Origin of the sequence: Massilia agilis (assembly GCF_024756255.1) — a bacterium.
Classification (GTDB): Bacteria; Pseudomonadota; Gammaproteobacteria; order Burkholderiales; family Burkholderiaceae_D; genus Telluria; species Telluria agilis.
On the sequence record NZ_JANUHB010000002.1, the window covers coordinates 1,076,826 to 1,097,350 of the forward strand.

The 20,525-nt window shown below is 66.4% G+C and carries 20 protein-coding genes; 8 read left to right on the forward strand and 12 right to left on the reverse strand.

The window, feature by feature from the left end; genetic code table 11:
• Positions 1–26: 26 nt before the first annotated feature.
• Entirely contained in the window at positions 27–842 is an 816-nt protein-coding gene (locus NX774_RS11820; RefSeq protein WP_258822372.1) for a DODA-type extradiol aromatic ring-opening family dioxygenase, read from the forward strand.
• Between the two features lie 69 nt (positions 843–911).
• On the opposite strand, the gene NX774_RS11825 is transcribed toward NX774_RS11820, so the two are convergent.
• Positions 912–1,367: an ester cyclase gene (locus NX774_RS11825; protein WP_258822373.1), complete on the reverse strand. Its 456-nt coding sequence runs from the start codon at positions 1,365–1,367 to the stop codon at positions 912–914.
• A gap of 77 nt (positions 1,368–1,444) precedes the next feature.
• Here NX774_RS11825 and NX774_RS11830 point away from each other — a divergent pair, with 77 nt between their 5' ends.
• On the forward strand, positions 1,445–2,101 hold the full coding sequence (locus NX774_RS11830) for a TetR/AcrR family transcriptional regulator (protein ID WP_258822374.1): 657 nt from the start codon (positions 1,445–1,447) through the stop codon (positions 2,099–2,101).
• A gap of 64 nt (positions 2,102–2,165) precedes the next feature.
• Here NX774_RS11830 and ylqF read toward each other — a convergent pair whose 3' ends face one another.
• Positions 2,166–3,122 carry a ribosome biogenesis GTPase YlqF gene (ylqF, locus tag NX774_RS11835; RefSeq protein ID WP_258822375.1) on the reverse strand — a complete coding sequence of 319 codons (957 nt, stop codon included), beginning with the start codon at positions 3,120–3,122 and terminating at the stop codon, positions 2,166–2,168.
• 186 nt (positions 3,123–3,308) lie between these two features.
• Between ylqF and NX774_RS11840 the strand changes: the two genes are divergently transcribed.
• Positions 3,309–3,506 (forward strand): hypothetical protein, encoded by a 198-nt coding sequence (locus tag NX774_RS11840; protein ID WP_258822376.1) that lies wholly within the window; start codon positions 3,309–3,311, stop codon positions 3,504–3,506.
• A gap of 61 nt (positions 3,507–3,567) precedes the next feature.
• Here the strand turns inward: NX774_RS11840 and NX774_RS11845 are convergent, their stop codons facing one another.
• Entirely contained in the window at positions 3,568–4,497 is a 930-nt protein-coding gene (locus NX774_RS11845) for a histone deacetylase family protein (protein ID WP_258822377.1), read from the reverse strand.
• Positions 4,498–4,675: 178 nt separating this feature from the next.
• Between NX774_RS11845 and NX774_RS11850 the strand changes: the two genes are divergently transcribed.
• The 5 genes from NX774_RS11850 (at position 4,676) to NX774_RS11870 (ending at position 10,514) form a co-directional block, all read left to right on the forward strand.
• A complete protein-coding gene (locus NX774_RS11850) occupies positions 4,676–5,596 on the forward strand; it encodes an AAA family ATPase (RefSeq protein WP_258822378.1) in 921 nt (306 codons plus the stop codon).
• Positions 5,597–5,603: 7 nt separating this feature from the next.
• Positions 5,604–6,587, forward strand: a complete 984-nt coding sequence (locus NX774_RS11855; protein ID WP_258822379.1) for a DUF58 domain-containing protein — start codon at positions 5,604–5,606, stop codon at positions 6,585–6,587.
• The gene (locus NX774_RS11860) at positions 6,584–8,584 is read left to right on the forward strand and encodes a transglutaminase TgpA family protein (RefSeq protein WP_258822380.1); all 2,001 of its coding nucleotides are present in this window, start codon (positions 6,584–6,586) and stop codon (positions 8,582–8,584) included. The genes NX774_RS11855 and NX774_RS11860 overlap by 4 nt, the downstream gene beginning before the upstream one ends.
• Positions 8,581–9,705: a lytic murein transglycosylase B gene (mltB, locus tag NX774_RS11865; protein WP_258822381.1), complete on the forward strand. Its 1,125-nt coding sequence runs from the start codon at positions 8,581–8,583 to the stop codon at positions 9,703–9,705. Before NX774_RS11860 ends, mltB begins: the two co-directional genes overlap by 4 nt.
• 458 nt (positions 9,706–10,163) lie before the next feature.
• Positions 10,164–10,514, forward strand: a complete 351-nt coding sequence (locus NX774_RS11870) for a hypothetical protein (protein WP_258822382.1) — start codon at positions 10,164–10,166, stop codon at positions 10,512–10,514.
• Between the two features lie 90 nt (positions 10,515–10,604).
• On the opposite strand, the gene cysM is transcribed toward NX774_RS11870, so the two are convergent.
• The 9 genes from cysM to rpsA all read right to left on the reverse strand — a co-directional run bounded on the left by cysM (position 10,605) and on the right by rpsA (position 20,208).
• On the reverse strand, positions 10,605–11,507 hold the full coding sequence (gene cysM, locus NX774_RS11875) for a cysteine synthase CysM (protein WP_258822383.1): 903 nt from the start codon (positions 11,505–11,507) through the stop codon (positions 10,605–10,607).
• A 222-nt stretch (positions 11,508–11,729) separates the two neighbouring features.
• Positions 11,730–13,106 carry a M28 family peptidase gene (locus NX774_RS11880; RefSeq protein WP_258822384.1) on the reverse strand — a complete coding sequence of 459 codons (1,377 nt, stop codon included), beginning with the start codon at positions 13,104–13,106 and terminating at the stop codon, positions 11,730–11,732.
• 215 nt (positions 13,107–13,321) lie between these two features.
• Complete coding sequence (locus NX774_RS11885) at positions 13,322–13,708, reverse strand: ComEA family DNA-binding protein (protein WP_258822385.1); 387 nt, start codon at positions 13,706–13,708, stop codon at positions 13,322–13,324.
• Positions 13,709–14,070: 362 nt separating this feature from the next.
• Positions 14,071–15,045: a D-glycero-beta-D-manno-heptose-7-phosphate kinase gene (rfaE1, locus tag NX774_RS11890; protein ID WP_258822386.1), complete on the reverse strand. Its 975-nt coding sequence runs from the start codon at positions 15,043–15,045 to the stop codon at positions 14,071–14,073.
• On the reverse strand, positions 15,042–16,409 hold the full coding sequence (locus tag NX774_RS11895) for a UDP-glucose dehydrogenase family protein (protein WP_258822387.1): 1,368 nt from the start codon (positions 16,407–16,409) through the stop codon (positions 15,042–15,044). The genes rfaE1 and NX774_RS11895 overlap by 4 nt, the downstream gene beginning before the upstream one ends.
• Positions 16,410–16,412: 3 nt before the next feature.
• A complete protein-coding gene (gene lapB / locus NX774_RS11900) occupies positions 16,413–17,588 on the reverse strand; it encodes a lipopolysaccharide assembly protein LapB (protein WP_258822388.1) in 1,176 nt (391 codons plus the stop codon).
• Between the two features lie 28 nt (positions 17,589–17,616).
• The gene (locus tag NX774_RS11905; RefSeq protein WP_258822389.1) at positions 17,617–17,919 is read right to left on the reverse strand and encodes a LapA family protein; all 303 of its coding nucleotides are present in this window, start codon (positions 17,917–17,919) and stop codon (positions 17,617–17,619) included.
• Positions 17,920–18,176: 257 nt separating this feature from the next.
• The gene (locus NX774_RS11910) at positions 18,177–18,482 is read right to left on the reverse strand and encodes an integration host factor subunit beta (RefSeq protein WP_258822390.1); all 306 of its coding nucleotides are present in this window, start codon (positions 18,480–18,482) and stop codon (positions 18,177–18,179) included.
• A gap of 19 nt (positions 18,483–18,501) precedes the next feature.
• The gene (gene rpsA / locus NX774_RS11915) at positions 18,502–20,208 is read right to left on the reverse strand and encodes a 30S ribosomal protein S1 (RefSeq protein WP_258822391.1); all 1,707 of its coding nucleotides are present in this window, start codon (positions 20,206–20,208) and stop codon (positions 18,502–18,504) included.
• Between the last annotated feature and the right edge of the window lie 317 nt (positions 20,209–20,525).

Genomic DNA, 20,525 nt, shown 5'->3' on the forward strand with positions numbered 1-20,525 from the left:
AGGGTGCAACCAGAGGAGCCCAGCACATGACAACCCGCTTTCCCACCTATTTCGTGTCCCACGGCGGCGGCCCGTGGCCGTGGATGAAGGACCAGTTCGGCCACGCCTACGACAAGCTCGAGGCCTCGCTCGTGGACATCAAGCGCCAGGTCGGCGAGCGGCCGAAAGCCGTGCTGGTGGTGACCAGCCACTGGGAGGCGGCGGGCTACCTGGCCTCGTCCGGCGACGCGCCGGGCATGATCTACGACTACGGCGGCTTCCCGCCGCACACCTACCAGATCCGCTACCCTGCGCCGGGGCAGCCGCAACTGGCCGAACGGGCGGCGGCGCTGCTGGCGGCCAGCGGGCTGACCAGCGGAGTCGATCCGCAGCGTGGCTTCGACCACGGCACCTTCTCGATGCTGTACCCGATTTATCCCGAGGCGGACATGCCGGTGGTGCAGGTGTCGATCCGCCACGGCTACGACCCGCTCGAGCACATCCAGGCCGGGCGCGCACTGGCGCCGCTCAGGGATGAGGGCGTGCTGATCATCGGCAGCGGGCTGTCGTTCCACAACCTGCGCCAGTTCGGGCCAAGCGGCCAGGCGGCGTCGCACGCGTTCGACGGCTGGCTGCGCCACGCGATGCTCGACTTGCCGCCGCAAGAGCGCACCGCCGCGCTGCTACACTGGAGCGAGGCGCCGGGCGCGCGCGCCGCGCACCCGCGCGAGGATCACCTGATGCCGCTGATGGTCGCGCTCGGCGCGGCCGAGCAGGAGCCGGCGGCGCTGGCGTACCACGAGGATGACTTCTTCGGGAGCCTGGCGGTGTCGAGCTTCAGGTTCGGCGCGGCGGCGACGTAAGAACTGCCGCCAGCCTCAGCGCCTCCTTGCGCCCCCGCCACGCACGGCTGCGGGCACTGCCAGTGACGGCTACGCGCCTTCCTGCGCAGTAGCCGCGGTCGGCGTGGCGCCCAGCTGCTGCATGATCGATGCAAGATCGATCCACACGTTCTCGCGCCGGATCAGGCCACTTTGGTCCATGTCGAACACATGCAGCAGGCGAAAGGCCAGGCGGCGGCCGCCACCGGGAATGCCGAACGGCGTTCCCGGGGCCGTCCCTTCCCACAAACTCTCGTCGACGACGAAGTCCGGCCCGTAATAGCGCCGCAGCGACGTCACCTTTTCGCCCGAAAGGTCGGCAAACAGCGCGTCGTAGAAGCCGCGTGCCTGCGCCCTGCCATGCAGCGGACCGGTGGGCGAGCCCACCACGTCATGCTCGACATCCGGGACCATCGTGCTCAACACACCCTCGACGTCGTCCTCCGCCTCGAAACGAAAATGGCGATCGATCATCCGATCGAACTGCTCCCTGGTGGTCTGTTCCATGGTGCTCCTCCTTGACGGTGAATGAAGTATAATGAGACTGTACTCTATTTATGAGACGTGTGTCTCATTATGAACTTATGACTTCGAATACGTCAAGTGGGGACGGCGTTCCCGCATCGGCCGGCGAAGGCCGCGCCAATCAACGCCGGCGCACCCGGCGCGCGCTCATCGAGGCGGCGCTCGCGCTTTGCGAGGGCGGCCGCAAGCCCAGCTTCCCGGAAGTGGCCGAGCGCGCCATGGTGTCCCGTGCCACGGCCTATCGCTACTACTCGTCGGTGGAGGACCTGATCAGCGACGCGATGTTCGAACGGGCAGTGCCCGCGCTGGAAAGCTTCTGCAGTCCCGGGCAAGACGATCCGGCCGAGATGGCCGCGCGCGCCGCGCGGACCATGAACAAGCTGTTGCTCGACGATGAGGTCGGACTGCACGCGGTCGAGCGGTCGTTCATGTCCGCATGGTTGGACAACCCGCAGCAATCGCGGCCGCCACGGCCAGCGCGGCGGATGCAGTACATCGGTCCGATCGTCGATTCATTGAAGGGCGAGTTGACGCCGGCGGCGCGCCGCCGGCTCGCCCATGCGTTGGCTACGGTGATGGGAACGGAGGCGGCGCTGTCGCTACGCGATGTGGCCGGCGCCAGCATCGACGAGGCGCTCGCAGCCTGTGGCTGGGCGGCTCAAGCCCTGGTGCGGCAGGCGCTTGCCGAAGCGCGTGAGCGATCCGGCAAGCGCTAGCGAACGTCCGCGACGGTGGGGATGCCGGTCCAGGCGCAGGCGCGCCAGGGCCAAGGGCCAAGGGCTATTCCTGCACCGACCCGCGCTTGCCGCGCGCCGCATCGGCCGCGCGCTGGGCAGCTTTTTCGGCCGCGATGCGCTCCTGCTCCGCCACCTCTTCCTGGTGGCGCGCCAGTGCGACGGCGCGGGTTTCCGGCGTCTCCAGGCTGATGCGCCCGAGCGCACCGGTGCGGTAGTCCTGCAGCAGCGTGTGCGATGCCTTCTCGTAGTCGAATTCGCCGCCGCGCACGCGAAAACCGCGGCGCGCGGCCACGCCTTCGATCACGGCCACGTTGTCCATGCCCTCGGTCTTGAGGCCATAGCGCGCCGCCAGCAGCTGCGGATAACGCGCCAGCAGCACCCCGGCCAGGAACTCGGCCACCTCTTCCTCGATCAGCGCGTTCGAGCCGATCGCATGGCTGGCCGCCAGCATCAGGCCGTCGCTGGCCATCTCGATCTTTGGCCACAGCATGCCCGGCGTATCGACCAGCACGATGTTCTGCCCCAGGTAGAGCTTCTGCTGCGCCTTGGTCACGGCCGGCTCGTCGCCCACCTTGGCCACGCGCTTCTTGAGCAGCGCGTTCATCAGCGTCGATTTGCCGACGTTGGGGATCCCCATGATCATGATGCGCAGCGGCTTCTCGGCCGTGCCGCGGTGCGGGGCGAGCTTGCGGCACATGTCGGGAATGCGCGCGACGTCGGCCGGCTTCTTGGTCGTCATCGCGTACGCGGTCACGCCTTCCTGGGCGTCGTAGAAGGCGCTCCACGCGGCGGTGGCCACGGGGTCGGCCAGGTCGGCCTTGTTGAGCACCTTCAGGCAAGGCCGGCTGCGCTGCTTGCGCAGCTCTTCGACCATCGGGTTGCGGCTGGCCTCGGGCAGGCGCGCGTCCAGCACCTCGATCACCAGGTCGGTGCTGGCCATCTGCTCCTGCGCCTGCCTGCGCGCGGCGTTCATATGACCCGGAAACCATTGTATCGACATGCTGTGCTCTCGCTTCTTCGTTCAAACCGCTATTTTACGATGCCCGGGCGGCCTCGTCGCCCCGGTATCGCCTTGCCCTGGTTGCTGCCGAGTAAGGTTTCTCCTTGATCTTGGGCAAAAACATCCTATGCTTAAAAGGCAAACTGGACTTACCGCCCGACCGGGTGCCTCGCCAAGGAGAGCAAAATGGAAATGTTCAGGAACATGGAAGTGGTGCTGATGCTCTGTTTCGGCCTCATTTGCGCGGCGGCGCTGGTGGCGCAGCCCCGCGGCGGCGACGACGCGGCCCGGGCCCAGGCGGGCCTGGACGGCGCCCAGGTGCCGGTGGTGATCGTGACCGGCAAGCGGCTGTCCCCGGCACAAAAGGCTTCGCTCGACCGCTGACAACGGCGGCACCGCGCGCGCACGCCGCGCGCATCCGGGAGCGGGCGCCCTGCCCGCCCCGTCAGTCCAGCTCGGCCAGCACCTTCAGGTGCGCTACAACGCTGCGGCCCAGCGCCGACAGGTTGTAGCCACCCTCCAGGCAGCTGACGATGCGCCCCTGCGCATGCTCCTTTGCCACCTGCATCACCTGGCGCGTGATCCACGCATAGTCCGCCTCCACCAGCGCCATGCCGCCCATGTCGTCGTCGCGGTGCGCGTCAAAGCCCGCCGAGATGAAGATCATTTGCGGACGGAACGCGTGCAGCGCCGGCAGCCACTGCTCCTGCACCACCTTGCGTACCGCCTCGCCGGTGCTACGCGCGGGCAACGGCACGTTGACGCAGGTGGGCGTGATCGGCTCGGGCTCGGTGTACGGATAGAACGGGTGCTCGAAGAAACTGGCCATCAGCACGCGTGGGTCGCCCTGGAAGGATTCGGCGGTGCCGTTGCCGTGGTGGACATCGAAATCGATGATGGCCACCCGCTCCAGCCCGCGCACGTCGAGCGCGTGGCGCACCGCGATGGCGACGTTGTTGAACAGGCAGAAGCCCATCGACACGCCCGGCCGCGCGTGGTGGCCCGGCGGGCGCACCGAGCAGAAGGCGTTGGCGATCTCGCGGTCGATCACCGCGTCGGTTGCCGCCACGGCAGCCCCGGCGGCACGCAGCGCGGCCTGGTAACTGTCGTGGCACAGCGCCGTGTCGGCGTCGATCGGGTAGTAGTTGCCGGGCGGCGGCGTGTGGTCGCGCACCATTGCGATGGCGTCATCGGTGTGGTTGCGGCGGATCGCCTCCAGGCTGGCCAGCGGCGCGCTGCGCTGCTCGAACAAGCCCTCCAGGCGCGCCAGGATGATCTGGTCGTCGATCGCCTGCAGGCGGCCCGGGCACTCCGGGTGCCAGTCTCCCATTTCGTGGCGCAGGCAGTCGGGGTGGCTGTAAATTGCTGTGCTCATCGTGTGGTGCCGCTCCCCGTGCTGATCCATGTGCACGGGAACAACGGTTCTCGCATAGAATCTGTCGGAACGGGCATGACAGAAAGGCTAAAAATATTGCTACCAGCAGTAATCTACCATGCCGCATCCTGCCCTGGCACATTGGCCGCAGCCCACTTTGGATCGACGGAATCGATACATGTTCAATAAATTGCATGCTTGTGCGACGCAAATCAGCCAGATCGTGGTAGGCAAGGACCAGCAGGTGCGGCTGGCACTGACCTGCCTGCTGGCGGGCGGCCACCTGCTGATCGAAGACCTGCCCGGCGTGGGCAAGACCACGCTGGCGCATGCGCTGGCGCTGTCGCTGGGCCTGAAGTTCAACCGCGTGCAGTTCACCAGCGACCTGCTGCCGGCCGACGTGGCCGGCATTTCGGTGTACGAGCGCGAAAAGAACGGCTTCGTGTTCCACCCGGGCCCGATCTTCACCCAGGTACTGCTGGCCGACGAGATCAACCGCGCCACGCCCAAGACCCAGTCGGGCCTGCTCGAAGCGATGGAGGAGCGCCAGGTCACCGCGGACGGCGTCACGCGCGCGCTGCCCGAGCCGTTCTTCGTGATCGCCACCCAGAACCCGGCGCACCAGGTCGGCACCTTCCCGCTGCCCGAGTCGCAGCTGGACCGCTTTTTGATGTGCCTGTCGCTGGGCTACCCCGACGCGCAAGCCGAGCGCGCGCTCCTGATGGGCGAGGACCGCAGGAGCATGCTCAAGTCGATCGTGCCGGCGATGCACCCCGAGGAGCTGGCCGCGGCCCAGCAATCGCTGCGCGAGCTGCACACCTCCAGCAGCCTGATCGACTACGTGCAGGCGCTGGCGCAGGCCTCGCGCCAGGGCGGCCTGTTCGCCGAAGGGCTGTCGCCGCGCGGCGCGATCGCGCTGCTGCAGGCCGGCCGCGCCTGGGCTGCGATGGAGGGTCGCGACCACGTGATCCCCGAGGACATCCAGGCCGTGCTGGTGCCGGTCTGCGCGCACCGCCTGCGGCCGCTCAAGTCGGCGCACGGGATGGCGCTGGCCAGCCGCGACCTGGTGCTGCAGCTGCAAAAGTCGGTGCCGGTGTAAAGCCCCCATGACGGCCGAAACCTGGCTACGCAAGAAGGCCGGCGCCTGGGCCGCCCGCACGACCAGCCGCGACGCCGGCGAAGTATTCCTCGGCCAGCGCCGCGTGTACATCGTGCCCACCGGCGCCGGTGTCGGCTTTGCCGCGCTGTTGCTGGTGCTGTTGATCGGCTCGATCAACTACAGCCTGGGCCTGGGCTTTGCGCTCACCTTCACCGCCGGCGCGTGCGCGCTGGTGGACATGATCTCCACCTGGCGCAACCTGGCGCACCTGCACCTGGCCGCCGGCCGCGCGCCCAGCGTGTTCGCGGGCGAGGAGGCGCAGTTCGAGCTGCTGCTGGTGAACCGCACCGGGCGCGAGCGCTACGCGATCGGCGTCGAATTTGACGGCAGCGGCACGGCCGCGCACATGGCCGACGTGCCGGCACGCGGCACCGCCCGTGTGACCCTGGCCATGCCGACCGAGCGGCGCGGCTGGCTGCGTTCGCCGCGGGTGCGGCTGTCCACCCGCTTTCCGCTCGGGCTGTTCCGCGCCTGGTGCTACTGGCAGCCGGAGCTCAAGGCGCTGGTCTACCCCGCCCCGGAGGCCGTTGCGCCGCCGCTGCCGACCTCCGGTGCCGGGCGCGGCGAAGGACCGGGCCGCAGCGGCGAGGACGACTTCGCCGGCGTGCGCAGCTACCAGGCCGGCGACCCGCTGCGGCGCCTGGCCTGGCGCCAGATCGCGCGGCTCGACCAGGAACTGGGCGGGCAGCTCGCCACCAAGCATTTCGAGGGCGGCGCGGCCGAACAGCTGGTGATCGACTTTGCGCTGCTGGCGCCCCAGCTCGACCTGGAACTGCGCCTGTCGCGCATGGCGCGCTGGGTGCTGGATGCCGAACAGCGCGCCCTGCCCTATGCCTTCCACCTCGGCGCCGAGCAATTCGACGCGGCGCTCGGCGCGGCCCACCAGGCGGCCTGCCTGCGCGCGCTGGCGCTGTTCGGGGGCGCGCGATGAAGCTGCCGACGCTGGCCACGCCACTCCCGCGCGACAAGGCCGACACGCTGCTGCTCCTGCTCTCGGCCGTGCTGGTGCTGGCGCCGCACACGCTGCACCTGCCGCTGTGGGTCACGCTGCTGTGCGCGGCCACGCTGGCCTGGCGCGCCGCGATCACGCTGCAGGGGCGGCGCATGCCGTCCTCGCTGCTCATGCTGCCGGTGGCCGCGCTGGCGATGGCCGGCGTCATGCACAGCTATCACACGCTGCTCGGGCGCGACGCCGGGGTCGCCATGCTGGTGCTGCTGGTCGCGTTCAAGACGCTCGAGATGCACGCCCGGCGCGACCTGTACGTGGTGGTGTTCCTGTGCTTTTTCCTGGTGCTGACGAACTTCTTTTATTCGCAGGCGATCGGCACCGCGCTGATGATGATCGCGTCGGTGGTGGCGCTGCTGACCACCCAGCTGTCGTTCCAGTTCACCGGCAAGGTGCCGCCGCTGTCGGCGCGGCTGCTGATGGGTGGACGCATGCTGGGCATGGCCGCGCCGCTGGCGCTCCTGCTGTTCGTGCTGTTCCCGCGCGTGCAGGGGCCGCTGTGGGGCATGCCGGGCGATGGCCATGCCAGCGGCCACGGCGGCCTGTCGGACCGCATGGCGCCGGGCCAGATCTCGCACCTGGCGCAGTCCGAGGACACGGCCTTCCGCGTCAAGTTCGACGGCCCCGTGCCGCAGCAGACGCAGCTTTACTGGCGCGGCCCGGTGCTGGGCGACTTCGACGGCCAGGCCTGGACCCGGGTGCGGCCGCGGCCGGCGGCGGCGCGGCCGCTCGCGCTGTCGGTGCGCGGGCGCCCGGTGCGCTACCAGGTCACGCTCGAGCCCTCCAGCGCGCGCTGGCTGTTCGCGCTCGAGATGCCGGACCGCGTGCCCTCGCTCGATGGCAACCTCGCCTTCGTCAGCGCCGAATTCGAGCTGACCGCCGCCTACCCGCTCGAGCAGCGGGTGCGCTACGAACTGTCCTCGTTCACCCAGTACAGCCTGCAGGCGGGAGAACAGGCCGGCAGGGACGGCCAGTGGCTGCTGCTGCCCTACGGGACCAACCCGCGCGCGCTGGCCGAAGGACAGGCGCTGCGCGCCGAACCCGATCCGCAACAGCGCGTGGCGACGGTGCTGCGCCGCTTCGCGCGCCAAAACTTCGTGTACACGCTCGACCCACCGCGGCTGGGCGCCGACTCGATCGACGAATTCCTGTACCAGACCCGCGCCGGCTTTTGCGAGCACTACGCCGGCGCGTTCGTGTTCCTGATGCGCGCGGCGGGCGTGCCGGCGCGCGTGGTGACCGGCTACCAGGGCGGCGAGATGAACCCGATCGACGGCTACCTGACGGTGCGCCAGTCCGACGCCCACGCGTGGGCCGAGGTTTGGCTGGCCGGGCGCGGCTGGGTGCGCGTGGACCCGACCGCAGCGGTGGCGCCGGAGCGCGTGCGCCGCAGCCTGGCACGGGCGCTGCCGCCGCCGCCCCCGTTCGGGATCGAGGGCCTGGGCCGCCTGATGCAGCTGGACGCCGGCGGCAGCAGCTGGCTGGCGCAGCTGCGCTACGCGGTGAGCGCGGTGAACAACGGCTGGAACCAGTGGGTCCTCAACTACACGCCCGAGCGCCAGCGCAGCCTGCTGCAAAACCTGCAATCGGGCCTGCTCGACTGGCGCACCGCAGGCGCGTTCGCGCTCGTGTGCGCGGCGCTGTTTTTCGGCGATCTGTGGCGCCGGCGCCGCCGCCTGGACCCGGTCGATGCGCTATACTCGGCGCTGTGCAAGCGGCTCGGCCAGCTGGGCCTTGCGCGCGCGATCGACGAAGGCCCCAGCGCCTTTGCCGGGCGCGTGGCCGCCTCCAGCCTGGCGCCCCGCTACCGGGCCGCCGCCGGCGAATTTTTGCGCCGCTACAGCGCCTTCCGCTACGGCCGCCATGCGGCCGACGCCAACCTCGCCCCGACACTCAAACGCCTACTCTCGCAGCTCAGATGAAACCGAACGTCCCGCTTTGCCTCGCCCTGCTCGCCCTGGTGGCAACCAACGCGGGGGCGGTGGCAGAGGACAGCCGCGCGCACCCGCGCGCCAGCGCACACCACGCCCGCCACGCCAAGCCCGCCCCCGTGATCAAGAAGCCCGCCATCGACTACGAGGGCGAACAGGTCAATTTCAGTGACTGGCAAGCGGTGCGCGAGTTCGAAGACGAGATGGTGGCCCGGCACGGATTCGAGCGCGCCGGCCTGGACGCCCTGGTGCGCCAGATGCGCTATGTCGAATCGGCCGTCACCCTGATCAAGCCGGCGCCGCCGGGCAAGCCGAAGAACTGGCACGCCTACCGCGAGCGCTTCATCGAGCCGATCCGCATCAACGCCGGGGTGCGCTTCTGGGACGAGAACGCCGACACGCTGGCGCGCGCCCAGGCCCAATACGGCGTGCCGGCCGAGATCCTGGTGGGCCTGTTGGGCATCGAAACCCTGTATGGCCGCGACACCGGGCGCTTTCGCGTGCTCGATGCGCTGGCCACGCTCGCTTTTGCCTATCCCGAGGCGCCCAACCGGGTCGAGCGCATGGCGTTCTTCCGCAGCGAGCTGGAAAACACGCTGCTGTTCGCGCGCGAGGCCGGGATCGACCCGCTGTCGCTGTCCGGCTCGTTCGCGGGGGCGGTGGGCATGCCCCAGTTCATGCCCGGCAATATCCTGAAGTACGGCGTGGACTTCGACGGCGACGGCCGCATCGACCTGCGCGGCTCGCCCGCCGACGCGATCGGCAGCGTGGCCAACTACCTGGCCCGCCACGGCTGGGACCGCAACGCGGGTGGTCCGCCGGCGATCCCGGTCGAGGTCTCGCCGAACCGCGCGTGGGAGGCCATGCTCGGCGGCCCGCTGGCGGCGCGCTACAAGCCTTCCGAGCTGGCCGCGGCCGGCGTCACCATGCAGCTTGCATTACCCGACGACCGACTGTATGGCCTCGTGGACCTGCAGAACGGCGCCGAGCCGACCGAGTACTGGGCGGCCAACGATAACTTCTTTGCTATTACAAACTACAATCGGAGTTTCTTCTACGCCATGTCCGTGATCGAGCTGGGACGGGCCGTAAGGGTTGCCAGAGGCACATAACCGTTGCCGAGCCGGAAAGATTTGTAATGATTTGTAACGACAATGTTTCCTGCATAACTGAAATATCCGGCTTCCCGGTCACCGATACTACCGGGGAGTACCCATCCTTCGGCCAGAGCATTCTCTGGCGAAATTTCCCTCGCGCTCAGATACTCCCGCTTTTGTTGCCTCGAATGAATTAACTTTTTGAAACGTGCGGCGGTTTCAACGGGATTGCCATACACTTTCATTTACAAAAAAAACAATTATTTTTTCGGTGACTTTGTGAGAGAATTGCATTGCGGCCATTGTTGCGCTAAGACAACGAGACGAGACGATGCTTCATTTTTTTCAACAGTAATCCGACGTTGAAAACCGGAAATTAGTTGTACAATTGAATAGAACTCTTTCAAAAGTGTTACCGGAAGTCGAAACGCCGCCAGCGAGTTCCGCAACCCCAAAATAGGAATGAACGAATCATGACAAACCAAGTCGGCATTGATATGAATAGCGATTCCGAGTCGGATGAGCTGCTGCAGTACAACCCCAACCGCCTGCTGGACACGCTGATCGAGAACCTGCGCCTGAAAAACGACGCTGCCCTGTCGCGCGCACTGGAAGTGGCACCGCCGGTGATCTCGAAGATCCGCCACCACCGCCTGCCGGTCGGCGCATCGCTGCTGATCCGCATGCACGAGGTCAGCGACCTGTCGATCCGCGACCTGCGCTACCTGATGGGCGACCGCCGCGCCAAGTTCCGCATCAGCGACAAGCAGTTCAAGCCGAAGGAAGGCGCCAAGCCGGCCACCGGCAACGACGAGCAGGTTTGATCGCCGTGCGCGCCGCCCGGCGCCGCATGACGCGGCGCCATGCGGTGCGGGCGTTAAGACATCCCGGCCGCCGGCCAGGATGATGATGGTTTAGGCAGGAAACACGCCGGTGGACAGATACCGGTCCCCGCGATCGCAGACGACGAACACGATCGTCGCGTTCTCCACGGTATGGGCGACCCGCAGTGCGACTTCGCACGCGCCCGCGGCCGAGATGCCGCAGAAAATCCCCTCTTCGGCCGCCAGGCGGCGCGCCATGTGCTCGGCGGCAGCCTGGCTGACGTTTTCCACCTGGTCCACACGCGACTTGTCGAAAATCTTGGGCAGGTAGGCTTCCGGCCACTTGCGGATACCGGGGATCGACGAGCCCTCTTCCGGCTGGGCGCCAATGATGCGCACCGCCTCGTTTTTCTCCTTCAAGAACTGCGACACGCCCATGATGGTGCCGGTGGTGCCCATGGCGGACACGAAGTGCGTGATGCGCCCGCCGGTATCGCGCCAGATTTCGGGGCCGGTGGTCTCGTAGTGGGCGCGCGGGTTGTCGAAGTTGGAGAACTGGTCGAGGATGACGCCCTGGCCGTCGCGCTGCATCTGCTCGGCCATGTCGCGCGCGTATTCCATGCCGCCGGTCTTGGGCGTGAGGATGATCTGCGCGCCGTACGCGGCCATGCTCTGGCGGCGCTCGACCGACAGGTTATCGGGCATCAGCAGGATCATCTTGTAGCCGCGGATCGCCGCCGCCATGGCCAGCGCGATGCCGGTATTGCCGCTGGTCGCCTCGATCAGGGTGTCGCCCGGCTTGATCTGGCCGCGCTCCTCGGCGCCCCTGAGCATCGAGATCGCGGCGCGGTCCTTCACCGAGCCGGCCGGGTTGTTGCCCTCCAGCTTGCCCAGGATGACGTTGTTGCGTGCGGCGATCTCGGCGCCGGGCAGGCGCACCAGTTGCACCAGCGGGGTATTGCCGATCGTGTCTTCGATGGTCTTGTATGCCATTGCTTGCTCTCTTTGCGTGTCTTGCGGGGTCTGCAAGAAGCCATTCTAATCCGAGACGCAAGATGGCGTATGAGAGGGGTCACGGCCGGTATGGATATACGCGGCCGTTTCGTAGGGTGGGCAGGTCCTCCTGCCCACGCGTTCAACGTCCGGATAAGCAGACGACGCGGTGACGCTGGCCACCGTTGAACGCGTGGGCGGGGGACCCGCCCACCCTACCGGTCAGCGCTTGGGCATCGGGTAGGTTGCCGGCGACACGTTGCCGTCCTTGTCCACCGCCTGCACGCCGAAGAAGTAGTTGTCCTTCGACAGCTTCAGGCTGGCCTCGGTGACGTTGCCGACGAACTTGGCGCCCTGCCAGAACGGCGCGGTGGTTTCGCGCCAGACGATGCGGTAGCCGGCCAGGTCCGGTTCCTTGTTCGGCTCCCACACCAGGGTGGTGTCGTTTTCCAGCTTGTCGGTGCGCGCGCCGACCTTCTGCGGCACGGCCGGGGCCAGCGCCAGCGAGGCCAGCGTGGCCGCGTTCACCTTGGCCACCTTGGCGATGTAGTTGTAGTCGTTGAACTCAGGCAGGTCGCCGTACACCTTGCCGTTCACGGTGCGCAGGTCCTGGTGCTGGTGGTCGAAATTCTCGTTCGGCTCGGTAAAGCGCACGGCCGCATAGCCATTCGACAGGAACGGGCTGTGGTCGCCGCCGCGCAGGTAGCGGTCGGTACGATAGATGACGTTGACCTTGAAGCCCTTCACGTAACGCTCGCCCTGCTCCTTGATGTGGCGCGCGAGCTGGCGCGAGATGGTGTCGTTCTCGCCGCCGGTGGACACCAGCGTGCGCATCGCGTCGCTCATCTCCTTGGCAGGCGGCACGCCCTGTGCGAACAGGCGCACCTGGGTGTCGTCCTTGCGGCCGTCGTCGGCGTGCGAGCTGCCGATGATGTCGTTGTCCAGCATGCCGGCGATGTTCCAGCCGTTCTTCTTCGCTTCCGACGCGTAGTGGTTCGCGCCCAAGAGGCCCTGCTCTTCGCCCGCCACCGCCATGAACACCAGGGTCGCGTCGAAGTTGTGCTTGGCCATCACACAGGCCATTTCCATCACCGCGGCGGTGCCGGAAGCGTCGTCGTTGGCGCCCGGTGCGTCGTCGGTGAAGTTCATCACGTCGGTCACGCGCGAATCGTAGTGGCCGCTCACCACGTACATGCGGTCCTTCGATTCGGCTTGCAGGCCCGGCAGGGTCGCGACCACGTTGACCAGCTCGGTCGGGCGCGAGATGCGCGGGCCGCCCTGGTCCATGTAGCTGTCGAACGCGACCTGCATGCGGGTGCCGGCGCCGCAACGCTCCAGCTCGCTCTTGATCCAGCGGCGCGCAGCACCAATGCCGCGCGTGTCCGAGGTCGTGTCGGACATCGTGTGGCGGGTGCCGAAGCTGACCAGCTTGCGCACGTAGGCTTCGATGCGCTTGGGCGAGATTTCGGAGACGATCTTGTCGATGTCGGCCTGATGGCGGGTGACGTCGGGCGCTTTGGCGTCGGCAGCGAATGCCGAACCGGTAGCGGCGGCGATCAGGCCGGCCAGCAGGGTCCTGGAAAGGCGGGCGTGGGGCATGAGTATCCTTGTTATCGTTGCGCTTCAATCAAGCCGCAATATCTTCTCATGCAAAATGGCAAGCTGGATGTCATTACATGCAAAAAAACATATGTATGAATGACAAGATGGTGGGCCGCGGGATCAGGTGGCGGCCCTGGTGTTGCGGAAAGGTGGCGCGTCCGGCGCGAGGCCGGACGGCATGCGGCAGCAGCCGGGTGGCCGCCGCGCGGTGCTTACATGGCGGCCTTGGCGTCGGCCGGCTTCTTGGCTTCAGGCTTGGCGGGCTTGGCGGCCTTGTCGGTTTTCTCGGTCTTGGCGGTCTTGGTCTCGGTGGTCATCGGCGCCCCGTCTTTCGACTTGCCGTTCACCTGCAACCCGGCGGCGGACAGCTTGGCGGCGTTCTTGTCGCCCACGCCCTTCACGCGCTTCTGGAAATCGGTCCAGTCCTTGAACTCGCCGCCCTTGGTGCGCTCGTCGATGATCTTCTTCGACATTGCCGGGCCCACGCCCTTGACCGAATCCAGCGCGGCGGCATCGGCCTTGTTGACGTCAACCTGGGCAAACGCGAAGCTCATCGTCGCGACCAGCGTTGCAACTGCCAGCATCAGTTTCTTGATCATTGATTGTCTCCCTGTCGGTAGCGGGACGGCGGGTGCCGGTCCACCGGTACTTAACGAGGCGGACACGAGCGGCGTTGACAGGGGTTTGCTTGAGCGGGCTCAAGCGGGGCGAAGGGTTTCCGCTGAGCATCACCAGCGCATTTCTCTTCGTTACCCTCAACCCGTCGTCCCGGCGCAGGCCGGGACCCATACACCGGTTGAGCAGTCGAAAGCCAGCGCCGCAGGCCCGTGACGCTCGGCATGGGTTCCGGCCTGCGCCGGGACGACGGCGTTTTTGCTAACGTACCGCCGCAGGCCAGTCACGCTCAGCATGGGTCCCGGCCTGCGCAGGGGCGACGGTATTCGGGCTACCGATCAAGCCGTCAGCCGAACAACTCCTCGCGCGTGACGGTCGCGGTGCCCAGCTTGCCGACCACGATGCCGCCAGCGCGGTTGGCCGTGGCCAGCGCCTCGGCCATCGGGGCGCCCGCGCCCAGCATCACGGCCATGGTGGCGATCACGGTGTCGCCCGCGCCGGACACGTCGTACACCTCGCGCGCGTTGGCGTGCACGTGCAGGATCTCGTCGGCCGTGAACAGGCTCATGCCCTCTTCCGAGCGCGTCAGGAGCAGCGCCTTGAGCCCCAGCTCTTCGCGCAGCGCCTGCGCCTTGGCCGCCAGCTGCTCCTCGCTCTTCCAGCCGCCCACCACGCGCCGCAGCTCGGCCTTGTTGGGCGTGACCAGCGTGGCGCCCGCGTACGGCGTGAAGTCCTCGCCCTTTGGGTCCACCATCACGATCTTGCCGGCCGCCCTGGCGGCCTGGATCATCTCGGCCACGTTCACCAGGCTGCCCTTGCCGTAGTCGGAGAAGATCACCACGTCGCTTTGCGGCAGCAGTGCGCGGAACTGCGTGAGCTTGGACTTGAGCGCCGTATCGCTTGGCGCGTCCTCGAAGTCGATGCGCACCATCTGCTGCTGGCGCCCGATCACGCGCAGCTTGATGATCGTGGAGTTCCCGGCGTCGCGCTGCAGGTAGCTGTGGATCGACGACTCGGCCAGCAGGCGTTCGACCTGCTCGCCTGCCTCGTCCGCGCCCACCACGCCCAGCAGGCCGCAGTTGGCGCCCAGCGCGGCCGCGTTGCGCGCCACGTTGGCGGCCCCGCCCAGGCGCTCCTCGCGCTTTTCGATGCGCACCACCGGCACCGGGGCCTCGGGCGAAATGCGCGAGACGTCGCCGAACCAGTAGCGGTCGAGCATGACGTCGCCCACCACCAGCACGCGCACGTCGGACAGCTGCGGCGCGCTGGCCTGCCGGTAGGCGTCGGTGTCGAGCAGGCGGCTTGGGATCACGGTCGTCATTTGCGGGTCAGGATGGAACGGCCGATGCCGTGGTATTCGATGCCCTGCTCGGTCATCAGGCGCGGATCGAACAGGTTGCGCCCGTCGATGATCACCGGCTGCACGAGGCGGGTCTTGATCTCTTCGAAGTCCGGGCTGCGGAACGCCTTCCACTCGGTGACGATCACCAGTGCCTGGGCGCCGTCCAGCGCGTCCATCGGCGCATCGACGAAGCGGATGCGCGACAGCTTCTCCGGCGCCAGGTCCAGCGCCAGCACGCGCTTCGCTTCCGGCATGGCCACCGGGTCGTACACCGACACGGTGGCGCCACGCTCGACCAGCTCGGCCAGCAGCACGCGCGAGGGCGCCTCGCGCATGTCGTCGGTGTTCGGCTTGAACGCCAGGCCCCACACGGCGAAGTGCTTGCCCGCCAGGTCGGCGCCGAAGCGCGTCACCACTTTTTCGCCCAGCACGCGCTTCTGGCGGTCGTTGACCGCTTCGACCGCGCGCAGGATCAGGAGCTCACGGTCGTACTGGCGCGCGGTGCGCTCCAGCGCCTGCACGTCCTTCGGGAAGCACGAGCCGCCGTAGCCGGCGCCGGCGTACAGGAAGCTGTAGCCGATGCGCGGGTCTGAGCCGATGCCCTGGCGTACCGCCTCGATGTCTGCGCCCACCTGGTCGGCCAGGTTGGCCAGCTCGTTCATGAACGAGATGCGGGTCGCCAGCATGGCGTTGGCCGCGTACTTGGTGAATTCGGCCGAGCGCACGTCCATCCAGTAGGTGCGCTCGTGGTTGCGGTTGAACGGCGCGTACAGGAGTTTCATCATGTCGCGCGCGCGCAGGCCGGCGTGGGTGTCGTCGTGGCCGATCACGATGCGGTCCGGGCGCATGAAGTCCTCGACCGCCGCGCCCTCTTTCAGGAATTCGGGATTGGACACCACCGAGAACTCGGTGTGTTCGCCGCGCGCGGCCAGCTCTTCGCGCACCGCTGCGGCCACACGGTCGGCAGTGCCCACCGGGACCGTGGACTTGTCCACGATGACCTTGAAGCCGGTCATGTGGCGGCCGATGTTGCGCGCCGCGGCCAGCACGTACTGCAGGTCGGCCGAGCCGTCTTCGTCCGGCGGGGTGCCCACCGCGATGAACTGCAGCACGCCGTGCGCCACGCTGGCGGCCACGTCGGTGGAAAAGCGGATGCGGCCGGCAGCGCGGTTGCGGGCGACGACTTCTTCCAGGCCCGGCTCGTGGATCGGGATGCCGCCGCTGTTGAGCATGTCAATTTTCTTCTGGTCGACGTCCAGGCAGAAAACGTCGTTGCCCAGTTCGGCGAGGCAGGCGCCGGTGACCAGGCCCACATAGCCTGTGCCGATGATGGTGATCTTCATTGTTTAGTTCATGACGTTGAGTTCTTCGGTGCGGCGCGGCGGGTAGGTTTCCCACCGGTTGCAACCCGGGCACTGCCAGTAGAACTGGCGCGCCTTGAAACCACAGTGGCTGCACTGGTAGCGTGCCAGCTTCTGCGTGTAGCCGTGGACGAGGTTCTTGACCATCGACAGCTCTTCCCAGACGTGCGCCGGTGCGTCCATCAGGCGCGCTTCGAGCAGCTTGTCCAGGCCGAGCAAAGTCGGATTGCGGCGTAGTTCCTCGACCACAAGTTCTTTGGCAGCTTCCACGCCGTCCAGTTCAATCACGGCCTTGAAAACGACCTCGACCAGATCAATGGATGACGCTTCGGCCAGGTAGGAGCGCAACAGGTTGACCCCTTCCTGCGCCCGGCCGACCTTGCGGTAGCCGTCCATCAGGCGCGCGGCGACCAGCGCCACGTGCGGCACGCTCTGCTGCTCCACCCGGCGCCAGGCCTTGAGCGCGGCTTCGACATCGCCGTCGGCCAGCAACGCATCGCCGTACAGGATCATCGCGCGCACGCTCTTGCGGTCCGAATGCAGGGCCTTCTCGAGCAGCGCCACGGCTTCCTTGGTGTCCATGTGCACCAATGCGTCCTGGGCCAGCTCGCAATAGAACTGGGCAATTTCGCGGTGCATGGCGCCGGCGCCCGATTCCTGCAGGCCCACCGCCGCCTCGATCGCGCGGCGCCACTCCTTTTCGCGCTGGAAGATTTCCAGCAGCGCACGGCGCGCCTGCACGGCGTATTGCGTGTCCACCAGCAGGTTGAAGGTTTCCTCGGCGCGGTCGAGCAAGCCGGCCTTCAGGTAGTCCATGCCCAGCTCGTACTGGGCGTGCACCTGCTGCTCCAGCGGCAGGTCGGGACGCGACAGCAGGTTCTGGTGCACGCGGATGGCGCGCTCGGTCTCGCCGCGGCGGCGGAACAGGTTGCCCAGCGCAAAGTGCATGTCGGCCGTTTCCGGGTCGAGCTTGACGATTTCGATGAAGGCGTCGATCGCCTTGTCAGGCTGCTCGTTGAGCAGGAAATTCAAGCCCTTGAAATACCCGCGCGGCAGGCTGCGCGATTCGGACACCAGTTGTTTGATATCGACCCGGGCCGCGATCCAGCCGAGGGCGAAAAAGACGGGGATGCCGAGCAGCCACCAGATTTCAAATTCCATGCGTTTGTGTTCTTGTGTTGATGGCGTATCAGCGGGTGTTCACGGCATCCGGCTGCGGCTGGCTGCTGGCGGTGCCGGCGGCGCTCTGCAAGGCCTGGATGGTGTTCTTGTGCTGCGAGGTCTGGCGGCGCTGGCGGAACACGGTCGGCGTGAGCGCCAGGATGCCCAGCGCGGCGCCAGCGACGAAAAAGGCCAGCAGCATCAGCACCAGCGGGCCGCGCAGCTCGTAATTCAGGAAAAAGTGAAGATCGACTTCCTGCGTGTTCTTCAGGGCGAACCCGAAAAACAGGACGAACAGGATAAATCCAATGATCGTGGTGACAAGTTTCATCAACGGGTCCTGTCGGGTGGTTCAGCAAACATGGCAGTGTCGCATATCTGAGACGATATATCAAAAAACGACGGTCGGGGCCGCGCCCGAGCGTCGTCCCCGCGAAGGCGGGGACCCATAGACCGTATCCCGGAGCCGCGCCGCGTGCATGCACACTCAGCATGGGTCGCCGCCTCCGCGGGGACGACGAATCTCGGGCCAACAATAAAAAAACGGCATCCGCGGATGCCGTTTTCGGTCTGCGCGCGGCAGACGACTCAGTCTTCGATGATCGGTTGCCCGACCATCGCGTCCACCCGCTCACGCAACTGCTTGCCCGGCTTGAAGTGGGGCACCCGTTTTTCGGGCACCATCACCTTGTCGCCGGACTTGGGGTTGCGTCCGATGCGCGGCGGCCGGCTGTTCAGCGCAAAGCTGCCGAAACCGCGGATCTCGATGCGCTGGCCGGAAGCTAGCGCGTTGGTCATCGCATCGAGGATGGTCTTGACAGCAAACTCCGCATCCTTCGCCACCAGCTGCGAATATCTCTCAGCCAGGCGGGCAATCAGCTCGGACTTGGTCATCTGTTCGCCTTAAGGCAAATTAGCCTTTGTTTTCCATCTTGGCTTTCAGCAGCGCGCCCAGGCTGGTGGTGCCCGATGCGGCGCTGGTGTCAGCAGCCAGCTTCTGCATGGCTTCCTGGGTGTCGGCGCTGTCCTTGGCCTTGATCGACAGCTGGATGCTGCGCGACTTGCGGTCCACGTTGATGATCATCGCCTCGACCTTGTCGCCCACTTTCAGGTGGGTGCCGGCATCTTCCACGCGGTCGCGCGAGATTTCCGACGCACGCAGGTAGCCTTCGACTTCGTCGTTCAGCGCGATCACGGCGCCTTTCGGCTCAACCGCTTTGACCGTGCCGGTGACCAGCGAACCCTTGTCGTTCAGGGCTGCGAAGTTGTTGAACGGGTCGCCTTCGAGCTGCTTGACGCCCAGCGAGACACGCTCGCGCTCGACGTCGATGGCCAGCACGACAGCTTCCAGCTCGTCGCCCTTCTTGAACTTGCGCACGGCTTCTTCGCCCGGCTCGGTCCACGACAGGTCCGACAGGTGCACCAGGCCGTCGATGTTGCCCGGCAGGCCGATGAACACGCCGAAGTCGGTGATCGACTTGATCAGGCCCTTGACCTTGTCGCCCTTCTTGTGGGTCATGCCGAACTCGTCCCACGGATTCGGTTTGCACTGCTTCATGCCCAGCGAGATACGACGACGCTCTTCGTCGATTTCCAGGACCATGACTTCGACTTCATCGCCCAGCTGCACGACTTTGTTCGGGGCCACGTTCTTGTTGGTCCAGTCCATCTCCGAGACGTGCACCAGGCCTTCGATGCCCTGCTCCACTTCCACGAACGCACCGTAGTCGGTCAGGTTGGTGACCTTGCCGAACAGGCGGGTGCCTTGCGGGTAGCGACGCGACAGGCCGGTCCACGGATCGTCGCCCAGTTGCTTGACGCCCAGCGAGACGCGGTTCTTTTCCTGATCGTACTTGAGGACCTTGGCGGTGATCTCTTGACCAACCGACAGGACTTCCGACGGGTGACGCACACGGCGCCATGCCAGGTCGGTGATGTGCAGCAGGCCGTCGATGCCGCCCAGGTCAACGAACGCACCGTAGTCGGTGATGTTCTTGACGACGCCGGTGACAACGGTGCCTTCCTTCAGGGTTTCCATCAGCTTGGCGCGCTCTTCGCCCATCGAGGCTTCGATCACGGCGCGGCGCGACAGCACCACGTTGTTGCGCTTGCGGTCCAGCTTGATGACCTTGAATTCCAGGGTCTTGCCCTCGAACGGGGTGGTGTCCTTGACCGGACGGGTGTCAACCAGCGAACCCGGCAGGAATGCGCGGATGCCGTTGGTCAGGACGGTCAGGCCGCCTTTGACTTTACCGTTCACGGTACCGGTGACGATTTCACCGGATTCCATTGCTTTTTCCAGGGCCAGCCACGATGCCAGGCGCTTGGCCTTGTCGCGCGACAGGATGGTATCGCCGAAACCGTTTTCCAGCGATTCGATGGCCACGGAAACGAAGTCGCCTACTTTGACTTCCAGTTCGCCCTGGTCATTCTTGAATTCGTCGATGGGGATGAAAGCTTCCGACTTCAGGCCGGCGTTAACGATCACGAAGTTGTGATCGAGGCGCACGACTTCGGCGGAGATCACTTCGCCCGAACGCATGTCCTGGCGCGACAGGGATTCCTCGAAGAGGGCGGCAAAGCTTTCCATACCAGAAGCTTGGGTGGTTGCAGTAGACATGTAAAAAGGTACTTTAAGGTTAGCCAGCAGGCCGGCAATATGCGGCACTGAACTGGGTCAGGGTTAAACAAACCTGGGACATCCCAGGCACCAAAACAGCGCTTGTGGCGCGAAAACATCCAACTACTTAAACCGGTGTGGTGACGCAGACGCAGCCCCCACATTCACCAACGTCGTCCCGGCGCAAGCCGGGATCCATGCTGAGCTTACCGACACGCCACCCGGCAGAATCACCGCCAGCGCTTCTGCAACCTCAGCATGGGTCCCCGCCTGCGCGGGGACGACGACGGCCACTGAGCGGACCTCCCCTCAGCGGC

Coding starts and splice junctions, on each gene's coding strand:
- NX774_RS11820 (WP_258822372.1), top strand. CDS start 27: ATGACAACCCGCTTTCCCACCTATTTCGTGTCCCACGGCGGCGGCCCG.
- NX774_RS11825 (WP_258822373.1), bottom strand. CDS start 1,367: ATGGAACAGACCACCAGGGAGCAGTTCGATCGGATGATCGATCGCCAT.
- NX774_RS11830 (WP_258822374.1), top strand. CDS start 1,445: ATGACTTCGAATACGTCAAGTGGGGACGGCGTTCCCGCATCGGCCGGC.
- ylqF (WP_258822375.1), bottom strand. CDS start 3,122: ATGTCGATACAATGGTTTCCGGGTCATATGAACGCCGCGCGCAGGCAG.
- NX774_RS11840 (WP_258822376.1), top strand. CDS start 3,309: ATGGAAATGTTCAGGAACATGGAAGTGGTGCTGATGCTCTGTTTCGGC.
- NX774_RS11845 (WP_258822377.1), bottom strand. CDS start 4,497: ATGAGCACAGCAATTTACAGCCACCCCGACTGCCTGCGCCACGAAATG.
- NX774_RS11850 (WP_258822378.1), top strand. CDS start 4,676: ATGTTCAATAAATTGCATGCTTGTGCGACGCAAATCAGCCAGATCGTG.
- NX774_RS11855 (WP_258822379.1), top strand. CDS start 5,604: ATGACGGCCGAAACCTGGCTACGCAAGAAGGCCGGCGCCTGGGCCGCC.
- NX774_RS11860 (WP_258822380.1), top strand. CDS start 6,584: ATGAAGCTGCCGACGCTGGCCACGCCACTCCCGCGCGACAAGGCCGAC.
- mltB (WP_258822381.1), top strand. CDS start 8,581: ATGAAACCGAACGTCCCGCTTTGCCTCGCCCTGCTCGCCCTGGTGGCA.
- NX774_RS11870 (WP_258822382.1), top strand. CDS start 10,164: ATGACAAACCAAGTCGGCATTGATATGAATAGCGATTCCGAGTCGGAT.
- cysM (WP_258822383.1), bottom strand. CDS start 11,507: ATGGCATACAAGACCATCGAAGACACGATCGGCAATACCCCGCTGGTG.
- NX774_RS11880 (WP_258822384.1), bottom strand. CDS start 13,106: ATGCCCCACGCCCGCCTTTCCAGGACCCTGCTGGCCGGCCTGATCGCC.
- NX774_RS11885 (WP_258822385.1), bottom strand. CDS start 13,708: ATGATCAAGAAACTGATGCTGGCAGTTGCAACGCTGGTCGCGACGATG.
- rfaE1 (WP_258822386.1), bottom strand. CDS start 15,045: ATGACGACCGTGATCCCAAGCCGCCTGCTCGACACCGACGCCTACCGG.
- NX774_RS11895 (WP_258822387.1), bottom strand. CDS start 16,409: ATGAAGATCACCATCATCGGCACAGGCTATGTGGGCCTGGTCACCGGC.
- lapB (WP_258822388.1), bottom strand. CDS start 17,588: ATGGAATTTGAAATCTGGTGGCTGCTCGGCATCCCCGTCTTTTTCGCC.
- NX774_RS11905 (WP_258822389.1), bottom strand. CDS start 17,919: ATGAAACTTGTCACCACGATCATTGGATTTATCCTGTTCGTCCTGTTT.
- NX774_RS11910 (WP_258822390.1), bottom strand. CDS start 18,482: ATGACCAAGTCCGAGCTGATTGCCCGCCTGGCTGAGAGATATTCGCAG.
- rpsA (WP_258822391.1), bottom strand. CDS start 20,208: ATGTCTACTGCAACCACCCAAGCTTCTGGTATGGAAAGCTTTGCCGCC.